This window comes from Lentisphaerota bacterium, assembly GCA_016873675.1.
Taxonomy (GTDB): domain Bacteria; phylum Verrucomicrobiota; class Kiritimatiellia; order RFP12; family JAAYNR01; genus VGWG01.
The window spans coordinates 1-17039 of the sequence record VGWG01000064.1; the positions used below are offsets into that span (position 1 = coordinate 1).

General features: G+C 63.8%; 15 protein-coding genes and 1 pseudogene. 12 read left to right on the top strand and 4 right to left on the bottom strand.

The features are described 5' to 3' along the window. The first annotated feature begins 318 nt into the window (after positions 1-318). The 6 genes from FJ222_08610 to aroF all read left to right on the top strand — a co-directional run bounded on the left by FJ222_08610 (position 319) and on the right by aroF (position 5186). On the top strand, positions 319-453 hold the full coding sequence (locus FJ222_08610; GenBank protein ID MBM4164482.1) for a 50S ribosomal protein L34: 135 nt from the start codon (positions 319-321) through the stop codon (positions 451-453). A 16-nt stretch (positions 454-469) separates the two neighbouring features. Beyond that, complete coding sequence (gene rnpA / locus FJ222_08615) at positions 470-901, top strand: ribonuclease P protein component (GenBank protein MBM4164483.1); 432 nt, start codon at positions 470-472, stop codon at positions 899-901. Further along, the gene (yidD, locus tag FJ222_08620) at positions 895-1113 is read left to right on the top strand and encodes a membrane protein insertion efficiency factor YidD (protein ID MBM4164484.1); all 219 of its coding nucleotides are present in this window, start codon (positions 895-897) and stop codon (positions 1111-1113) included. The genes rnpA and yidD overlap by 7 nt, the downstream gene beginning before the upstream one ends. 23 nt (positions 1114-1136) lie before the next feature. Next, on the top strand, positions 1137-2951 hold the full coding sequence (gene yidC, locus FJ222_08625; GenBank protein MBM4164485.1) for a membrane protein insertase YidC: 1815 nt from the start codon (positions 1137-1139) through the stop codon (positions 2949-2951). Between the two features lie 22 nt (positions 2952-2973). Next, on the top strand, positions 2974-3936 hold the full coding sequence (locus FJ222_08630) for an RluA family pseudouridine synthase (GenBank protein ID MBM4164486.1): 963 nt from the start codon (positions 2974-2976) through the stop codon (positions 3934-3936). Positions 3937-4169: 233 nt separating this feature from the next. Further along, the gene (gene aroF / locus FJ222_08635; GenBank protein ID MBM4164487.1) at positions 4170-5186 is read left to right on the top strand and encodes a 3-deoxy-7-phosphoheptulonate synthase; all 1017 of its coding nucleotides are present in this window, start codon (positions 4170-4172) and stop codon (positions 5184-5186) included. A 986-nt stretch (positions 5187-6172) separates the two neighbouring features. On the opposite strand, the gene FJ222_08640 is transcribed toward aroF, so the two are convergent. Together FJ222_08640 and FJ222_08645 are read right to left on the bottom strand one after the other, a co-directional pair. Beyond that, positions 6173-6808: an ORF6N domain-containing protein gene (locus tag FJ222_08640; protein ID MBM4164488.1), complete on the bottom strand. Its 636-nt coding sequence runs from the start codon at positions 6806-6808 to the stop codon at positions 6173-6175. Positions 6809-6934: 126 nt separating this feature from the next. Continuing rightward, positions 6935-7111 (bottom strand): annotated as a pseudogene (locus FJ222_08645) (site-specific DNA-methyltransferase). A gap of 202 nt (positions 7112-7313) precedes the next feature. Here FJ222_08645 and FJ222_08650 point away from each other — a divergent pair. The 6 genes from FJ222_08650 (at position 7314) to rlmB (ending at position 14501) form a co-directional block, all read left to right on the top strand. Next, entirely contained in the window at positions 7314-8000 is a 687-nt protein-coding gene (locus FJ222_08650; GenBank protein ID MBM4164489.1) for an ABC transporter ATP-binding protein, read from the top strand. A 60-nt stretch (positions 8001-8060) separates the two neighbouring features. Then, complete coding sequence (locus FJ222_08655) at positions 8061-9704, top strand: formylglycine-generating enzyme family protein (protein MBM4164490.1); 1644 nt, start codon at positions 8061-8063, stop codon at positions 9702-9704. Beyond that, positions 9514-11211: an FAD-binding oxidoreductase gene (locus FJ222_08660; protein ID MBM4164491.1), complete on the top strand. Its 1698-nt coding sequence runs from the start codon at positions 9514-9516 to the stop codon at positions 11209-11211. Before FJ222_08655 ends, FJ222_08660 begins: the two co-directional genes overlap by 191 nt. A 43-nt stretch (positions 11212-11254) precedes the next feature. Beyond that, complete coding sequence (locus FJ222_08665) at positions 11255-12295, top strand: zinc-binding dehydrogenase (GenBank protein MBM4164492.1); 1041 nt, start codon at positions 11255-11257, stop codon at positions 12293-12295. A 6-nt stretch (positions 12296-12301) separates the two neighbouring features. Further along, positions 12302-13495, top strand: coding sequence for a Gfo/Idh/MocA family oxidoreductase (locus tag FJ222_08670; protein MBM4164493.1), 1194 nt, complete (start codon positions 12302-12304; stop codon positions 13493-13495). Positions 13496-13742: 247 nt separating this feature from the next. Next, the gene (gene rlmB, locus FJ222_08675; GenBank protein ID MBM4164494.1) at positions 13743-14501 is read left to right on the top strand and encodes a 23S rRNA (guanosine(2251)-2'-O)-methyltransferase RlmB; all 759 of its coding nucleotides are present in this window, start codon (positions 13743-13745) and stop codon (positions 14499-14501) included. Positions 14502-14685: 184 nt separating this feature from the next. On the opposite strand, the gene FJ222_08680 is transcribed toward rlmB, so the two are convergent. Together FJ222_08680 and FJ222_08685 are read right to left on the bottom strand one after the other, a co-directional pair. Then, entirely contained in the window at positions 14686-15990 is a 1305-nt protein-coding gene (locus tag FJ222_08680; protein ID MBM4164495.1) for a hypothetical protein, read from the bottom strand. A 388-nt stretch (positions 15991-16378) separates the two neighbouring features. Continuing rightward, the coding region (locus tag FJ222_08685) for a DUF4143 domain-containing protein (protein ID MBM4164496.1) at positions 16379-17039 on the bottom strand (661 nt) is incomplete at its 5' end.

The following is a 17039-nucleotide window of genomic DNA, read 5'->3' on the forward strand; positions in this document are numbered from 1 at the left end:
AACGAGGATCTCTTTTCCCGGTTCAGCCTGCGCAAGCAGCTTCTTGACTGACCGACTCCTGATAAACAGTCAGCTTCTCATGATCAAAAACCGTTTTCATGGGTGACATTTTATGATCACATGCAGGAGCAAAGCAAGATTACGATTATGATTACGATTACGATTATGATTATGATTACGATTAAGTAACCCTCATCAGAACGGCCATGCGCCCTTACTAAGGCTCTTGCCAAAAAACCTGGGTTGACTTCGCTCCGCCGATCAGCTATTGTAACGATCCATTTTTACTGAAAACCTGAAGCACCGAGGAGCACGAGCATGAAGCAGCTATGGCAGCCTTCCAAAATCAAGCGCGCCCGCAAGATCGGGTTTCGCGCCCGCATGGCGACCAAGGGCGGGCGCAAAATCCTGGCCCGCCGCCGTCAAAAGGGCCGCGCGCGCCTGACCATCTAACGTGGCGGATGACGCCATGACCGGCACGGGTGCTCACGTTCCCGATCCCCAGGCGTGCGCGACGACGGCTTCATCGCCGCCGGTACGGTGTTGTTTGCCGCGCTCGGTCCGTCTCACCTCCCGGCAGTATCGGGAGGTTTTTGACGCGGGCCGCTCGGTTGCTGGCCGGTACATGGTGATCTGGTCAAAACCCGCCGAGGGCACCGCGCATCGGGTCGGAGTGGTGACCAGCAAGCGATCCCTGCACACGGCGGTCGAGCGGAACCGGGCGCGACGGTTGATGCGCGAGGCGTTCCGGCTGAATCACCACACGCTGCGCGATGGCGTTGACCTCATCCTGATCGCGCGATCACGGATTGTCGATGCGGGCGGGCGGGCCGTGGCCGATGATTTTTTGGCGATCTGCCGCAGGGTCGGCCTCTGCCGGAAGGAGCCGGGACCATGTTGAGTCGGCTGTTGATCCTGTGTGTCCGCGGGTACCAGGTGGCGCTTGGGCCGCTGATCGGCCCGTGCTGTCGCTTCACACCGTCGTGTTCGGAGTATTGCATCGGGGCGCTCCGCGCGCACGGCCCTTGGCGCGGTCTGTGGCTGGCGGTGCGGCGCATCGTCCGATGCCGGCCCTTCGGACCGTGCGGAGAGGATCCGGTTCCGCCGCCCTGAACGAGGAATGATTCGTTACCCTTATGAAAAAACAAGACATCGCCATCGTTTGCCTGCTGTTCCTCGCCCTGCTGGGCTGGATGCTCTATCAGAACAAGGTCAGCTTGGCGCAGCGTGAGGAGCAGGCGCGGCAAGTCCTGAAACGGGAGGCGCTCTCCCCCGATGCGGCGGCTTCAGCGACGTTGCATGCGGCGTCCGAGCCTGCTGCTGAGGTCGCTTCGAGCGCACCGCCAGCGGCGCCGGAGGCTGTTCTGGAAGGCACCACATCCTCGGTTGCACGCCTGCCTGAACAGATTGCCACCCTTCGCAGTGACGAGCTGGTCGTTTCGATCTCCTCCCGCGGCGGCGCGGTGGTTGAGGCGACGCTGTTGGAGCATGCGGCCACGCTGCAGCCCGATAGCGGCCCGATGACCTTCGATTTTGAAAACGTGCCAGCGTTGCGCTGGGAGGGGCTGCCCGGAATCGCGGCCGATGCCGATTACACGCTCCAGGCCGACACCCAGACGGTCACCCTGACGACCCAGTCCGCCCATGGCCTGACTGTGGAACGCCGGATCGTTCTGCGCGATCTCTACCGGATCGAGGTCACGGATCGCTTGATCAATACTTCGGACCGTCCGCTGGGGATCGCGTCCAACTGGGTCACCCTCGGCGCCTTCCCGTGCGGCCCATCCAAGAACGACATTCTGGGCGTCGATTCGTTCGGCGCCTGGGCAGATGCCAAAGCGCGGCATTGGGAGCGCGATGTGGCGAAGGCGATCGGCGGCAGTGGCGGGGGCTGCAGCGGTGGCGCGGCCGGTCCGCTCAAGCCCCGGGCCTCACTGCCGGTCGAGACCCCGCAGCGGTGGATCGCGATCAAGTCGCGATTCTTCACCCAGATCTTCCTGTCGGCAACCACCAATGCCGGGTTCCGTATGGACATCGTGGCCGCGCCCGCCGGTTACAAGCGAAATCCGGTTAGCAGTCTCTCGGCGGCAGTCGCGTTCAGCGGCTTCACGCTTCAGCCCGGCGAGACGGTCACACGGGACACGACCCTCTACATCGGTCCCAAGAAGCTCGCCGTGCTCAAGGCCATCGGCCACCGGGTGGACGAGGTGATGGAATTCGGCACGTTCAAATGGTTCTGCAAGCTGCTGGTGCCGACCCTCAACTTTTTCAACAGCGTGATCCCGAACTACGGCGTGGCGGTGATCCTGCTCACGATCCTCGTGCGGGTGATCTTCTGGCCGCTGACGCACAAGAGCACCGAGGGGATGAAGCGGATGCAGACCCTGCAGCCGCAGCTCAAGGCCCTGCAGGTTCTGCACAAGGACAATCCCCAGAAAATCCAGCAGGAGACCTGGCGCCTCTATCGCGAAAACAAGGTCAATCCGCTGTCGAGCTGCCTGCCCATGCTGGTGCAGCTTCCGATCTTCTTCGCCCTGTTCACCGTGCTGCGCAGCGCGGTCGAACTCCGCTTCGCGCCGTTTCTGTGGATCGGCGACCTGAGCGAGCCGGAAAACCTGTTCGCGGGAATGATCCCGTTCATCGGCGCGATCAACATCCTGCCGGTCCTGATGGCCGGAACCATGGCGATCCAGAGCTACCTGACGCCGTCTACGGGCGACCCGGCGCAGCAGAAGATGATGATGATCATGATGCCCGGCATGATGCTGGTGATGTTCTACAGCATGCCCGCCGCGCTCTCGCTCTACTGGACCGTCAGCCAGGGGATTTCGATCTTGCAGATGCTGCTGCAGCGCTATCGCGATAAGATCAAGCGGGACGGCGAGGGCGCTATCGTGATCGAACGACCGAATACGGCCTCGCGCCAGATGCGGCGGCGGCAGACGCGATGAATGTTTTCCACCCCGGACGACTATGAAACGGCACATCGCGTGTGACGTGCCGGCGGTGGCGGCCGGGCTGGCGGTGGCCGATTTTCTGGCCAGGCGCTTTCCCTACCATGACCGGACGGGGTGGTGCGAGCGGATCTGTTCCGGACACGTCACGGTCAACGCGCAGAGGCGTCTGCCCGATGAGGCGCTCCAGGCGGGGGATCGGCTCGCCTACGACATCTCGGACCTTCCCGAGCCGCCGGTCGATTTCACAATCGGTATCGTGTCGGACGACCCCGACCTCCTCATCGTCAGCAAAAGCGGCAACCTCCCCTGTCATCCGAGCGGGCGTTATTTTAATCACACATTGTGGGCGTGGCTCAAGGACGTGCGCGGGATTGCCGAACCCGCGCTCGTCAACCGCATTGATCGCGAGACCTCCGGCCTGGTGGTCGTGGCCAAGAACCCGGCGGCCGCGCACACCTGCGGCAAGCAATTTGCCTGCCGACAGGTGGGCAAGCGCTACACCGTCCTGGTCGAGGCCAGCGCGTTTCCATCCGAGCTGAACGGCGTCGGCTGGCTGCTCCCCGACACGGCCTCAGCGATCCGCAAAAAGTGCCGCGTCGTTTTGGAATCGGTCGCCGGCCTGCCGGGACCGGAAGCGGTGCGGGTCGAAACCCGTTTTCGGCTGCTGACGCAGCGGCGGGGGGTGGCGCTGATCGAGGCCGAGCCGCTCACCGGGCGTTTGCACCAGATCCGGGCCACGCTGCTCGCACTGGGGTATCCGGTTGTGGGCGACAAGCTGTACGGCCGTGACGAGACGGCCTTCATCCGTTTTTGCGAGGGGCGGTTGACCGACACAGACCGATTGGTGTTGCGCATGGAGCGCCAGGCGCTGCACGCCTCCGGACTGACCTTCCGGCACCCCGCGTGCGGCCGTCCCGTCTCCTATCAGCTCGACAGCCCCGACGACATGCAGCGCGTGCTGGCCGCCGCCGAAGGATGAACCCACAGAGGCGCTTGCAAAACCTCCTTCGTCGGTTCTGCAAGCGCCGTATTCAGAAGCCAGAATTCAGTATTCAGAATTGTAACCCTCTCACGGGCAAGGTGTTCTATTATGCTGACTCCTGACTCCTGTGTTCTGACTTCTCTCTTGCAAACACCCCGGAGGGGGTTTTGCAAGAGCCTCCACAGACTTTGCCGGTTGCTTCCGTTGCCTGAAGCCGCTATAATACCAGCATGATTATTGTACTCAAACCGCACGCAACCGACGCCGACATCCAGTCGGTCAGCGAACTCGTCTGCACCCTGCGCTACCAGCCGCGGGTCATCCGTGGCGTCGAACGCACCGTTGTCGCCTGCATTGGCGACGAACTCAACAACCGCTCGCTGGAGGTGCTCAACAACCTGCCGATCGTCGAGTCGGTGATGCCTGTCCAGCAGCGGTACAAGCTCGTTTCGCGGGAATACCACCCCTCCGACACCGTCATCACGGTTAACGGCACAGCGATTGGCGGCGGCGCCATCGCGATCATCGCCGGCCCCTGCGCGATCGAGACGGCCGACCAGTTTCGATCCGCCGTGCGCGATTTGAAGGCTGCCGGGGTGACCCTCATCCGCGCCATGGCCTTCAAGCCTCGGACGTCGCCCTACGATTTCCAGGGGCTCAGAGGCGACGCCATCGCGATCATGCGCGACGTGAAGGCGGAGTTCGGCGTCTCGATGGTGACCGAAATCCTCGGACCCTCCCAGGTGGAGCTGGTTCATGACACCGCCGATGTGCTTCAGATTGGCGCGCGCAACGCACAGAATTACGATCTCCTCGAATCGGTCGCTCAGGCGCGCAAGCCGGTGCTGCTCAAGCGCGGCATGGCCTCGACGGTCGAGGAGTGGCTCGCCGCCGCCGAGTATCTCCTCGTGAACGGCTGCTCCAATGTGATGCTCTGCGAACGGGGCCTCCGGTCGTTCGACAAGTCGGTGCGCAACCTCCTCGATCTTGGCGGCGTCGCCGTGGCCAAGCAGGAGACCCACCTGCCGATTCTGGTCGATCCCAGCCATGCGGCTGGCAAACGTTCGCTGGTGCTGCCTCTCGCCAGAGCCGCGCTCGCCGCAGGCGCCGACGGCTTGGTCATCGAGGCCCACCCCAATCCCAACGAGGCTTACAGCGACGCTGCACAGCAACTGCCGAGCGCGACGTTCAAGCAGACCCTCGACGCGCTTGCCCCGTGGATCGCCCTGGCCCGCGCCGGACGGTGAGGACCCATCGCGCATCGGTTCCGGTGTCTACGGAGAAAGTGGTCACCGGGGAGAAACACGGTCAAGCCAGGTAGGGCCCGCCGTCCCTGGCGGGCCGCAGGCTACAGGAAGAAAGCAATCGGTATCAGCGCGCCGCGCACAAGTCGCCGGGGGACCAGGACGCGCCTAGAACACGACGGCCCGTCTGCCAATCATCGGTCGGCGATCATCGGGACAATGGCGCTCATGCTGGCTCAGGCCGGTGCTCGATGGGAACAACCGGATTGCGATAAACGCAAGGCCCGTCCCTTGTCGCGCTCCGACCGATGCGACGGCCGCAAGAGACGGTATCAGGGATCGATCAGAGGTAATCGTCGCCCGCTCTCGTCCACCGGACGGAGACAAAACCAGTCCCTGTCCCTGAAGTCCGCGCTGGTTGGCAGTGGTGCAGGCGTCTCTCCTGCAATTCCAAGGCATTTCCACATTTTGCAGGCGGGACGCCTGCACCACAAGAAGTTTTGCAAGAGCCTCAATCGCTTATTCTTAACCGCAACGCTTACTCGAAAGTACAGGGATAGCCGAGTAAGAGCAAACGGCTAAGACTGCGCGAAGCGAGGTCGGGCGCGGTATCCCTGCCGCGCCGCAGATCTCCAGCAAACGTCCGGCGTCCGATCAATCGGTGTCCTGAGTCCGGTGTCCTGAGTCCGGATTGGAACCCGGAAATGCGCGAAGCATGCTGCATCGGGGACAGAGAAAAAGGACGCGATTCTCAATTTTATTTTCAGTCAAGGGCTGACCCCGATGGACCCTGTCGGGTCCTACTTGTCATTCAGGAAGACTTCTTTAATAATCGCATGTGTCACCGTTCCTGTGGCGGCACGAGAGCGACGTACGATGCGGTCATTTCGGAAACGAAAAATCAGATGCAAATTCCCATGTCCCCGTCGGTCCCAGGTTCATTTTCCATACCCCCTCTGCGTGTCTCCGCGTCCTCTGCGCGAACCCTCTCAAGTGCTCTTCCCAGCGTTTCTCTTTGTCCGATACTTCGCACGCCTCTCGCGGACCGAGAAGCCGATGAGCGGGCGCGGCGGCTCTGCTGCCTCGGGCGGCGGGGGTGAGAGGAGTTGCATGATCTGCTGGATGATGTCCGAGATCGCGTGCTCGTGCGTGTCCAGTCGCTCGGTCAGCGTGCGCTCGAGGTCCGCCAGCTTCTTGGCCAAGTCCTGCTGCGTCAGGAGCAGCGACCGCATGGCGACGAACGCCTTCACCACGAACACGCTCATCTGCACGGCCTGCGGACTGTTGAGAACCATGGATGCCATAATCGCTCCATGCTCGGTAAAAACGTAGGTGGCTTTGCGCCTGCCGCCATGCCGAGATGCTGTCGCAGTTTGTGATAGCATGGGCACGCAACTTGAAGTCACAATTTGTGATATCAAGATTGTAAATTCCTGCGGTTCAACGAGAAACACAAACTCGTCCGGAAACCTCTCACGGTTCCGCTTGACTGCCTGATTCAGCGCTTTGGTGGTGACGCCGTAGGCTTTGGCGAGGTCGCTGTCGAGGATCACAGGCACGCCCCGCACCTGCACGATCAGTCCGCGAAAGTCCTCCACCGCCTGGCTCAGCGTCTTCTTTTTCATGTGCGTCTCCCCCTCTGCGTAGCTCCGCGCCCTCTGCGCGAAACGCGCTCACGACACCTTGATTTCATACGGCGTTTGGCGGACGGTGATGCGGGCACCTTGCAGGCGGTCGCGGCTGAGAAGGCAACCGGCGTAGTACGGGAGAAGGGCCTTGAGGGCTTCGAGGTTGTCGCCCTGGACAATCAGGTTGCCGCTGCCGGGGTCGCCGCAGGCGAGGTCGGGCACGTCCTTGAGCAGGCGAAAGGGCACCTGCTGGTGGTGATTGACGACGGCTTCTTTTCCGATCCAGTTGAGTGTGGGCATGGCGCAAAATCCGGGTGCGGTCCCAATGTGCTGCTCGCAAGTGCGCGAGCGAGCGGGAGATTTACGAAAGGGGTGTCAATTTAGCACTCTGGGAGCAGGATGTCGATCTTTGGAAGATCTTTGGAACAGCGCGCTTGCCGTTTGCACCGATTTCCGCCACAATGGAAACCGCTCTTAATTCTTCTGCCCATGGGAGACCGACATGTCCCACCCGGACCTGGTGATTGATGCGCGCGACCTGAACAAAAGCTACCGCCTGCCGCACAAAACCGTTACCGTGCTCACCGGGGCGTCGCTGACCCTGGCCGCTGGCGAACGGGTGGCGGTGGTCGGCCGCAGCGGCGTCGGCAAAAGCACGTTGCTGCACGTGCTGGGCGCGTTGGACCGCCCCGAGTCCGGCGAGGTGCGCATCAACGGGCGCTCGATCTATGCCCTGGGCGAACGCGACCGGGCGATGCTGCGCGCCCGCGAGATCGGCTTTGTTTTCCAGTCCTACCATCTGCTCCCCGAAATGGATATCGCCGAGAACGTGATGCTTCCGGCCTGGGCCGGCGGCAACCGGCAGAGCCGCGCCGTCATCCGGAAGCGGGCAATCGAGATGCTGGATCGCGTGGGACTGGCGGATCGCGCCACGCACACCCCGCTCGAACTCTCCGGCGGCGAGCAGCAGCGGGCCGCGCTGGCCCGCGCCCTGATGAATGCGCCGCCCCTGCTCTTGGCCGACGAGCCGACCGGCAATCTGGATCGTGGCACCGGTGCCCAAATTCTCGATCTCCTCTTCGACATCGCCCGCCAGACCGGCCACGCCCTCGTGCTGGTCACCCACTCGCCCGAAGTCGCCGCGCTCTGTGATCGGACGCTGACGCTCGAAGGCGGACGGATGGTGTGAGGGACACCCCGCAGGGAGCGTGATTGGATAGGGTTCAGGTTTCAGGTTTCAGGTTTTCCGGTGATTGATAAAATTAGATCGATGCGGGTCGTCAGCTTGTGTCTGTGGGCGCTGCTGACGGCCGTGACGACGGGGTTCGGCCAGGAGGAGACGGCCCGTCCGCCGCCGCTCGCCCCGCCGCTCGGCTATTCCGCGCAACGGATGGATCGGGAGATGGTCCGTGTGCCCGGCGGGGCGCTGATCTTCGGCATGACCGCAGAGGAGAAGCGAGCCGCCGCCACCGCCGCCGGGGTGCATCCGGATCGCCTGAAGTTTCATACGAACCGAAACGTGCTAGAGGTGAAGGACTTCTGGATCGACACCTATCCGGTCACCCGCGGCCAATTCGCCCGTTTCCTGAAAGAGACAAACTACCAGGTGTTGCGCAACGGTTGGGTGGTCGGTTGGAGGGAATTGACCCGGTCCTGGCCGCCGGACCAACCCGGCACCGAGGCGCTGCCCATGATCGGCGTCAATGCCGCCGATGCCGAAGCCTATGCCCGCTGGGCGGGCAAACGCCTGCCCACGGAGGCTGAGTGGGAACTGGCCGCGCGCGGAACCGATGGACGGCTCTACCCCTGGGGCAATCAACCATTGACGAACGCCTGCTATGAAGGGACGGGCGACCTTTCGTTCGCGACCCTTTTCCCGGTCGGCTCCTGGCCTGCCGGTGCAAGTCCGTGCGGCGCGATGGACATGGTGGGGCTGGTCTGCCAGTATGTGCGGACGATCAAAGGCCGCGATAGCCATATTCTCGTGGGTTCCAGCGTGTTTCACACCCAACCCTATTCGCGCCTGGTGACGGCCCGTTTCGGCTGGACGCCGGGGATGCGAAATTATGTCTCGGGCTTCCGCTGCGCGTCGGATACGCCCCCGCCCGGAGAGGATGCAGACGGGGCGTACCGGGCGGGCCCGCCGGAGCCGCCAGCCAAACTCGCCATTCGCCAGGATCTGTACCTGAAGGAGCCGATCACGCTGCGCGGACTCGAGACGACCACGCTCGAGGTGCGTGTCCCCTGGTTTCCAGAGAGCGTCTGGACGCTGGACGTGCCGGAGACGACCTACGGCCCATTCACCGGCGCGAACCTGTGGTTCCCGGGAGACCCCAAGACGACGGTGAATTGGGAGGTCGCACCCGACGGGCAGCGCGCGTCTTATGTGCGCGAGCAGGGAACGCAGCGGATCGCCTGCACGGCGTGGGTGGAGCAGGGACACACCGTCCGCTTCCGGATCACCACCCGAAACATCGAGCATGACGACGGAATGATGAGCCATGTCTGCATGAAAACCATCAGCCCGTTTTTTTCGAGCCAGGAGCAGATGTCCCAGGGCATCATCCGCAACGGCGCGTTTGTCCGGGTGGCCGACGGGCCGCAGGGCTTTCGCGCAGGGGAGAGCCGGTTCCTGGCGGACGGCGAACGCGATCTCCAGACGTTCTACTGGTCGGTGCCTGACAGCCTGCCTGCCGTCAATCATGCCGTTCTGCGGTCTTATGACGGCACGGCCTTTGTGGCCCGCGTCGGGCCGGGTCCCTGCCGGGTCTGGGGCAACAGTTCCATCCCCTGCACCCATCTGGTGGCGGCCGGCAAACCACAGAAAAAAGAGGGAAAGGTTGTTTTCTTCATCGGAAAGGCGGAGGAACTTGAGCGGATCATCGGACGGTAAGCAGGACCCGATTGGCGTGCCCGTGACCGCAGACGAGGCCGGCTATCTGCGCGATGAATCGCGGCGGACCGGATGCGCGGAGCGCATCGTGTTTGCGACAGACGAGCGAGCGGTCAGGCGCGCCTTGGACGAGGCGCGCGTCAACGGCTGGCCGGTCACCGTGCAAGGCGCCCGCACCGGCATCTCAGCCGGGGCGGTTCCGGAGGGCGGGCTGATTCTCAATCTAAGCCGCATGAAGCGCCTCGGCGCGGTTGTGGATCGCCGGATCACCGTCCAACCCGGCGTGCTTCTTTCGGAGATCAACGCGACGGTCGCGCTACAGGGGCTGTTCTTCCCGCCGGATCCCACCGAAACCTCGGCCTCGATCGGCGGGATGATCGCCTGCAACGCCTCCGGCGCGCTCAGCTACCACTATGGACCGACCCGCCGCTGGATCCGCTCTGCGCGGGTGATGCTCGCCAACGGCGAGACGCTCACCCTGCGGCGCGGCGAACAGCGGGCGCAGGGCAACCGGTTTGCGCTGAAGACCGATTCCGGAAGCGTCATCGCCGGGGATTTACCCCCCCTGAAAATGCCAACGGTCAAGCATGCCGCCGGATACTATGTCAAACCGGACATGGATCTGCTGGATCTGTTCATCGGCATGGAAGGGACGTTGGGGGTCATCACCGAGGCCGAGCTCGACCTGCTCCCGCTGCCCCCGGTTCGCCAGGCGCTGACCGCATTCTTCCCCGCCGAGGCGGGCGCGCTCGCGTTTGTTCGTTTTCTGCGCGGCGACGGGGATTGCGCCCGGCTGATTGCACCGGTTGCGATCGAGTTTTTTGACGCCGACGCGCTGGATCTGCTGCGCCGGGCCCAACGGGAGACCCCCGCCTTCTCTCGTCTGCCCACGCTGCCCGCCACCTGCGCGGCCGCGATCTACGTTGAGCTTCACGGCAAGGATGCGGCGGCGCTGGAACCGGCCGTTCTGGCGATCACTGCGCGGCTGCCGTCCTTCGGCGCGAGCGACGACACCTGCTGGTTTGCTGATCAGCCTCAGGTCCTTGATCGCCTGAAGACCTTCCGGCACGCCACGCCGGAGGTGGTCAACCGGTTGATTGACGAACGGCGGAAGACCTGCCCGGGCCTGACGAAGCTCGGAACCGATATGGCGGTGCCCGATACCGCGCTCGATCGCATCCTGGCGCGTTACCACAGCGATCTCGCTGCCGCCGGACTGGAGTCGGTGATCTTCGGCCATATCGGCGACAACCACGTCCACGTCAACATCCTGCCGCGCACGCAGACCGAGTACGACCGGGGCCAGGCGCTGTATCGCGAATGGGCCGCCCTCGTCACGGCGCTGGGCGGGTCGGTCTCGGCGGAACACGGCATCGGCAAGATCAAGGTTGCGTTGCTCGAAGTCCAGTACGGGGCGAATGGCATTGAGGCGATGCGGAAGCTGAAACGGCTGTTCGACCCCGACGCGCGGCTGAACCGCGGCAATTTGTTTCAACGAGGCGTCTGAGTCAAACCACGCAGGCATTACACAGAAAGCAGGATGGTCAGTCATGAAGGCGATGAAACTCACGGGCATCAACCGTCTAGAACTGATGGAGACGCCCACCCCCAGAATCGTCCACGCGGACGATGTGCTGATCCGCATGAAGGTGGTCGGGGTGTGCGGCTCCGATGTGCATTATTTTCAGAATGGGCAGATCGGCAGCCAGGTGGTCAGCTATCCGTTCACCGTCGGCCATGAGGGGGCGGGCGTGGTGGAGGCGGTCGGCCCGGGCGTCACGCGGGTCCGGGTTGGCGACCGGATTGCCGTCGAGCCGGCGATGTCGTGCGGGGCCTGCGACCAGTGCCTGGCGGGACGGCCGCACACCTGCCGCACGCTCCGCTTCCTCGGCTGTCCCAAGCAGGCCGAGGGGTGCCTGAGCGAATTCATCGTCATACCCGAGGCGTGCTGTTTCACCATCACCGATGACACCACCTTTGACGAGGCCGCCATCTCCGAACCCCTGTCCATCGGCGTCTACGCGGTCAAGCAATCCATCCCCATGCGCGGGGCCGCGATCGGCATTCTGGGCGCCGGCCCGGTCGGGCTGAGCGTGCTGCTGCCCGCCCAGGCGCAGGGGGCGCGGAAGATCTACGTCACCGACAAGATCAGCCAGCGACTGGATCTGGCGAAGCAAGCCGGTGCCGTATGGGGTGGAAACCCCGACTGCGACGATGTCGTTGCCGAGATTCAGAAGCTGGAACCCGGCGGGCTCGACGTGGTGTTTGAATGCTGCGGCCAGCAGGAGGCCCTGGATCAGGCCCTCGAAATCCTCAAGCCCGGCGGCAAGCTGATGCTGATCGGCATCCCGCCGACCCTCGAACGGGTCTCCTTCAAGATCGACAAGCTGCGGCACAAGGAGATCTGCATCCAGAATGTCCGCCGACAGAACCAGTGCGTCCGGCTGGCGCTCGACATGATCGCCCGCAAGGACGTTGATGTGCGGGTCATGGCGACGCATCGCTTTGCGTTGGCCGACGCCCAGGCGGCTTTCGAACTCGTCGCCGACTATCGGGACGGCGTCGTAAAGGCGATGATCGATATCGGATAATACCCCATGAATACACACGATGCGTGCGAACGGTGCGTGACGATTGGGCTGGCGGGGATCGGCGGCTACGGCGAGTTTTACGCGCGGGAGCTGCTGGAGGGCGCGTCCCGGCATCGCGCGCGTTTGGCGGCGGCGGTCGATCCGGCTCCGGAACGGAGTTCGCTCTACGGCGCACTCGTGGCGGCAGGCATCCCGATTTATAGCAGCCTTGACGAGCTGTATGCGCGACAGACGCCCGATCTGCTGGTGCTGGCCACGCCCATCCCGCTCCATGCGCCGCAAGCGTGTCTCGCACTGGCCAGGGGGTCGAACGTTTTGTGCGAGAAACCAGCGGCCGCCACGGTGCAGGAGGCGCTGGCCATGCGCGAAGCCGAACAGCGATCCGGCGGCCGGTTTCTGGCCGTCGGCTTCCAGTGGTCGTTCTCCGAGGCGGTTCAGGCCTTGAAGGCGGACATCCTCACCGGGGCGCTGGGCAGGCCCTTGCGGCTGAAGACGATGGTGCAATGGCCGCGCACCTCGGCCTATTATGCGCGGAACCGCTGGGCCGGCAGAATCCGGGACGACTCCGGCGCGTGGGTGTATGACAGTCCGGTGAGCAACGCCACCGCCCATTACCTGCACAACATGCTCTATCTGCTCGGCGGCGACACCCATCAGAGCGCGACGATCCGATCCGTCGAGTCGGAATGCTACCGTGCCAACCCCATCGAAAACTTCGACACGGCCGGCGTGCGGATCATCACCGCGACCGGCGTCGAGATTCTGTTTCTGACGACCCATGCCTGCCCAGACGGCATCGGCCCCGTGTCGGTCTTTGAGTTCGAGAACGCCGAGGTGACCTATTCTCAGAATGGGGGTGAGACCTTCGAAGCCCGATTCGGTGATGGCCGGATTCGGAACTACGGCAACCCGAACGCGCAGCCGGACCGCAAGCTCTGGCGCTGCGTAGACGCAGCCCGTGACGGAACGCCGATTCCCTGTGGCATCGACGCCGCGCTGCCTCACTTGCTCTGCGTCCAGGCGGTGCAAGAGGCGGCAGACGGGATCCGTGATGTGCCCGCATCGGCTATCCGGCAGCGCGATGAGGGGGACGCCGGCACGCTGCGCTGGATCGACGGCATCGGGGAGGTCTTCGCACGGTGCTACGAGTGCCACGCGCTTCCCGGCGAACTGGGCGATGTTCTGTGGGGCCCACGATAACTGGCGACAGCTTGCAGGATCACCGGCTGCTGAGACTTGACTGGAGGCATGTCCCTTCTGAACCCTCTGAGACTAAAGCGATGACCTGTCCCTTATAAACCACATCGTCAAAAATTGACGGGTTTTAAGCGGGTTTTAAGCGATTTATTTGCAAATTACAAACGATATCGTATACTGCAAACTGTGAAACGCGGATGTCCTCAAGCTCGATCTGTCAGGGGATCGATTGCCCACGGGAAAGGAACACATGGAAGGCCAAACGGGAAAAGGGGAATGGATTTATGGACGGCGGCCGGTCGCCGAGGTCTTCAGGGCCGCGCGGCGGCATGTGCATGAGCTGCTGATGGTCGAAGAGGGGCGCGAGACGCCCGAGCTGGCGCAGCTCCGGGCCGCAGCGGCGCGCGCGGGCGCGTCGGTGCGAAAGGTGTCCCGGCGGGATCTGGATGACCTGACGCAGAACGGCCACCATCAGGGCGTGGCGGTGCGGACGGGCGGCTTCCCGTATGTCTGCGTGGAAGAGGTCGCCGGGCTGGTGGAAAAGCGCAAGGACGCGCTCGTGCTGATCCTGGACCATCTGGAGGATCCGCAGAACCTCGGCTCGCTGCTGCGCACCGCCGACGCGGCGGGGGTCCACGCCGTGGTGATTCCCGAAGACCGGGCGGTGGGCGTGACCCCGGCGGTGGTGCGGGCCTCGGCCGGCGCCTCCGAGCACATGCGCGTGGCCCGCGTGGTCAATCTGGTGCGCGCCATGGAGCTGCTCAAGAAGGCCGGGCTGTGGACGGTCGGCCTCGACATGGAGGGCGACGACGTGCGCCCCTACACCGCGATCGATTTCAAGGATCGGATCGGCATTGTCATCGGCAGCGAGGGGCACGGGCTCAAACGGCTGACGCGCGAGACGTGCGACTTCATCGCCCGCCTCCCCATGGCCGGTCAGGTCGCCTCGCTCAATGCGGCCGTGGCCGGCGCGGTCTGCCTCTACGAAGCCGTCCGGCAGCGGCAGTAACCGAGAGGCTCTTGCAAAACCTCCTGCGTCGGTTGTGCAAGCGCCGTATTCAGAAGTCAGAAGTCAGTATTCAGAATTGGAACCCTCTCACAGGCAGCGTGTTCTACTATTCTGAATCCTGTCTTCCGTATTCTGACTTCGCTCATGCAAACACCTCGAAGGGGTTTTGCAAGAGCCTCCCGACTCAGCCGCCGCGCGCCGCGTTGCGGGCTTCGAGCGCGGCGCGGAGCGCGACGAGGTCGTGCGCGGGCGCGACTCCAGACGTGACGGCGGCGCTGGCGACGGCGTGCGAGATCTCGACGAACAGCCGGCGGTCGAACGGCTTGGGGATGATGTAGGCCGGGCTGAATTCCAGGCGCTCGGCCGGGTAGAGGGCGCGCACCGCTTCGGGGACGGGCTGCCGCGCGAGCGCGGCCAGCGCCTCGGAGGCGGCGACCTTCATCGCCGTGTTGATCGTCCGGGCGCGGACGTCGAGCGCGCCGCGGAAGAGGAAGGGAAAGCCGAGGACGTTGTTGATCTGATTCGGGTAATCGGAGCGGCCGGTGGCCATGACGTAGGGCTTGCCGGCGAGGGCGACGGCGACAGCCGCGGGGTCGATCTCGGGGTCGGGGTTGGACATCGCGAAAATGGCCGGAAAGCCGGCCATGGCCGCGACATCCGCGCCGCTCAGGACGTTGGCGGCCGAAACGCCGATAAAGACATGCGCGCCGCGGAGCGCCTCGACGAGGGTGCGGGCGTTCGTCTTCGCGGCATGACGGCGCTTGTGGTCGTTGAGGTCGGTGCGGGACTCGGCGAGCGGACCCTTGGTGTCGCACATCACCAGGTCGCGGACCCCCGCGGCCTTGCACATGTCGGCGATGCGGATGCCGGCCGCGCCCGCGCCGTTGATGACGACGCGCAGATCGGCGAGGCGGCGGTCGCTCAGCAGCGCGTAGTTCATCAGCCCGGCGAGGGTGATGACGGCGGTGCCCCACTGATCGTCGTGGAAGACGGGGATGTCGAGCATGGCGTCGAGGCGGTCCTCGATCTCGAAGCAGGCGGGCGCGGCGATATCCTCCAGGTTGATGCCGCCGTACATCGGCGCGAGGGCGGCGACGACGTCGATGATCCGCTGCGGATCGGTGCGGCCGGTGTCGGCGCCGCCGGCGCGGCAGCGGGCGAGCGGCACGGGCCAGGCGTCCACGTCGCCGAACGCCTTGAACAGGACGGCCTTGCCCTCCATCACCGGGATGCTGGCCAGCGCGCCCAGATCGCCCAGACCGAGGATGGCGGTCCCGTCGGAGACGACGGCCACGAGGTTGGCGCGGGCGGTGTAGTCAAATGCGGCAGCGGGATCGGCGGCGACCGCCTTGACCGCCTGGGCGACGCCCGGCGTGTAGGCCAGGCAGAGATCGCGCTGCGTGCGCAGCGGCTTGGTCAGGCGGAGGCCGACCTTGCCCTGCCGGTGGAAATCCAGGATGTCTTCGCGGGTGATTGCGGGTGTGGCCATAACGGTGTTTCCCTCTGGTGCCGATTGAGTGATAAAGGATTTGAAAACTATACCGGTTCAGGACGGAAAAAGCGAGCGGTAAGGATGAGAGGGCGCATCCCCGTTTCGGTGCTTTCATGGGAGCGCGGGCGTCCCGCCCGCACCGTTGGCCGTTACGCATGCTTCCCAAAGCGGGCGGGACGCCCGCGCTCCCATCAAGAACGCGTAAAGTCAACGAAACGGGGATGCGCCCGATTAGAGGCGCTTGCAAAACCATGGATCTATTCCTCTCGAACTCGATAAAAGGCCTTCGGGCAGGTGCTCATCTGATCAACCAGATTTGTTGCCGTCGAGCGGGAAACAAACGATGGAGAACCGTTGACCCCTCCACCTGTCCGAGCCTCCGGAGTCACAGCCACGCTTCGGCAGGAGTTGCCAGAAATTCATCCAGGGGAATGCCCATGCCGCCCACCAGCAGTTTGCGTGTCACGCGAAAGTGTGAGGCAAACGCCTCGATCCCGGGGAAGGCCGATGGCGTGCGACCGCTCTTCACTTCGATGGCGGTCAGGCGGTCCCCCGCACCGAGAGCGAAATCGACTTCCAGACTGCGGTCATTCCAATAGTACAAGCCGATCCGGGTTTCGAGAGCCGACTGCTGCAGGTGGTTGCCGACAGCGGTCTCCACCAGCCGTCCCCAGCGCTCCGGGTGGTCGCGCCACTCCCGAAAGGAGAAGTTGCTTGAAGAGGTCATGAGGGCATTGTTCAGCGCCAGAAACTTGGGGCTGGATGACCGTTGACGCACAACTTGTCCCGCATATTTCTGAAGCCCGGCCAGCAACCCGGCGCTCTGCAAAAGCTGCAAGTAATGCGCAAGCGTCGTGGTGTTTCCTGCATCCTGAAGTTGCCCCGCCATTTTCTGAAACGACAGTTGTTGGCCCGAGTAGACACAGCCCATCAGAAACAGGTTCCGCAATAGCGCGGGCTTGTGAATGTTGGCCAGCATGAGCACATCTTTTGAGATCGTGGTTTCAACCAGCGTGTCACGCACATAGAGACGCCAGCGGTTTTCC

Coding starts and splice junctions, on each gene's coding strand:
- FJ222_08610 (MBM4164482.1), top strand. CDS start 319: ATGAAGCAGCTATGGCAGCCTTCCAAAATCAAGCGCGCCCGCAAGATC.
- rnpA (MBM4164483.1), top strand. CDS start 470: ATGACCGGCACGGGTGCTCACGTTCCCGATCCCCAGGCGTGCGCGACG.
- yidD (MBM4164484.1), top strand. CDS start 895: ATGTTGAGTCGGCTGTTGATCCTGTGTGTCCGCGGGTACCAGGTGGCG.
- yidC (MBM4164485.1), top strand. CDS start 1,137: ATGAAAAAACAAGACATCGCCATCGTTTGCCTGCTGTTCCTCGCCCTG.
- FJ222_08630 (MBM4164486.1), top strand. CDS start 2,974: ATGAAACGGCACATCGCGTGTGACGTGCCGGCGGTGGCGGCCGGGCTG.
- aroF (MBM4164487.1), top strand. CDS start 4,170: ATGATTATTGTACTCAAACCGCACGCAACCGACGCCGACATCCAGTCG.
- FJ222_08640 (MBM4164488.1), bottom strand. CDS start 6,808: ATGAAAAAGAAGACGCTGAGCCAGGCGGTGGAGGACTTTCGCGGACTG.
- FJ222_08650 (MBM4164489.1), top strand. CDS start 7,314: ATGTCCCACCCGGACCTGGTGATTGATGCGCGCGACCTGAACAAAAGC.
- FJ222_08660 (MBM4164491.1), top strand. CDS start 9,514: ATGCCGTTCTGCGGTCTTATGACGGCACGGCCTTTGTGGCCCGCGTCG.
- FJ222_08665 (MBM4164492.1), top strand. CDS start 11,255: ATGAAGGCGATGAAACTCACGGGCATCAACCGTCTAGAACTGATGGAG.
- FJ222_08670 (MBM4164493.1), top strand. CDS start 12,302: ATGAATACACACGATGCGTGCGAACGGTGCGTGACGATTGGGCTGGCG.
- rlmB (MBM4164494.1), top strand. CDS start 13,743: ATGGAAGGCCAAACGGGAAAAGGGGAATGGATTTATGGACGGCGGCCG.
- FJ222_08680 (MBM4164495.1), bottom strand. CDS start 15,990: ATGGCCACACCCGCAATCACCCGCGAAGACATCCTGGATTTCCACCGG.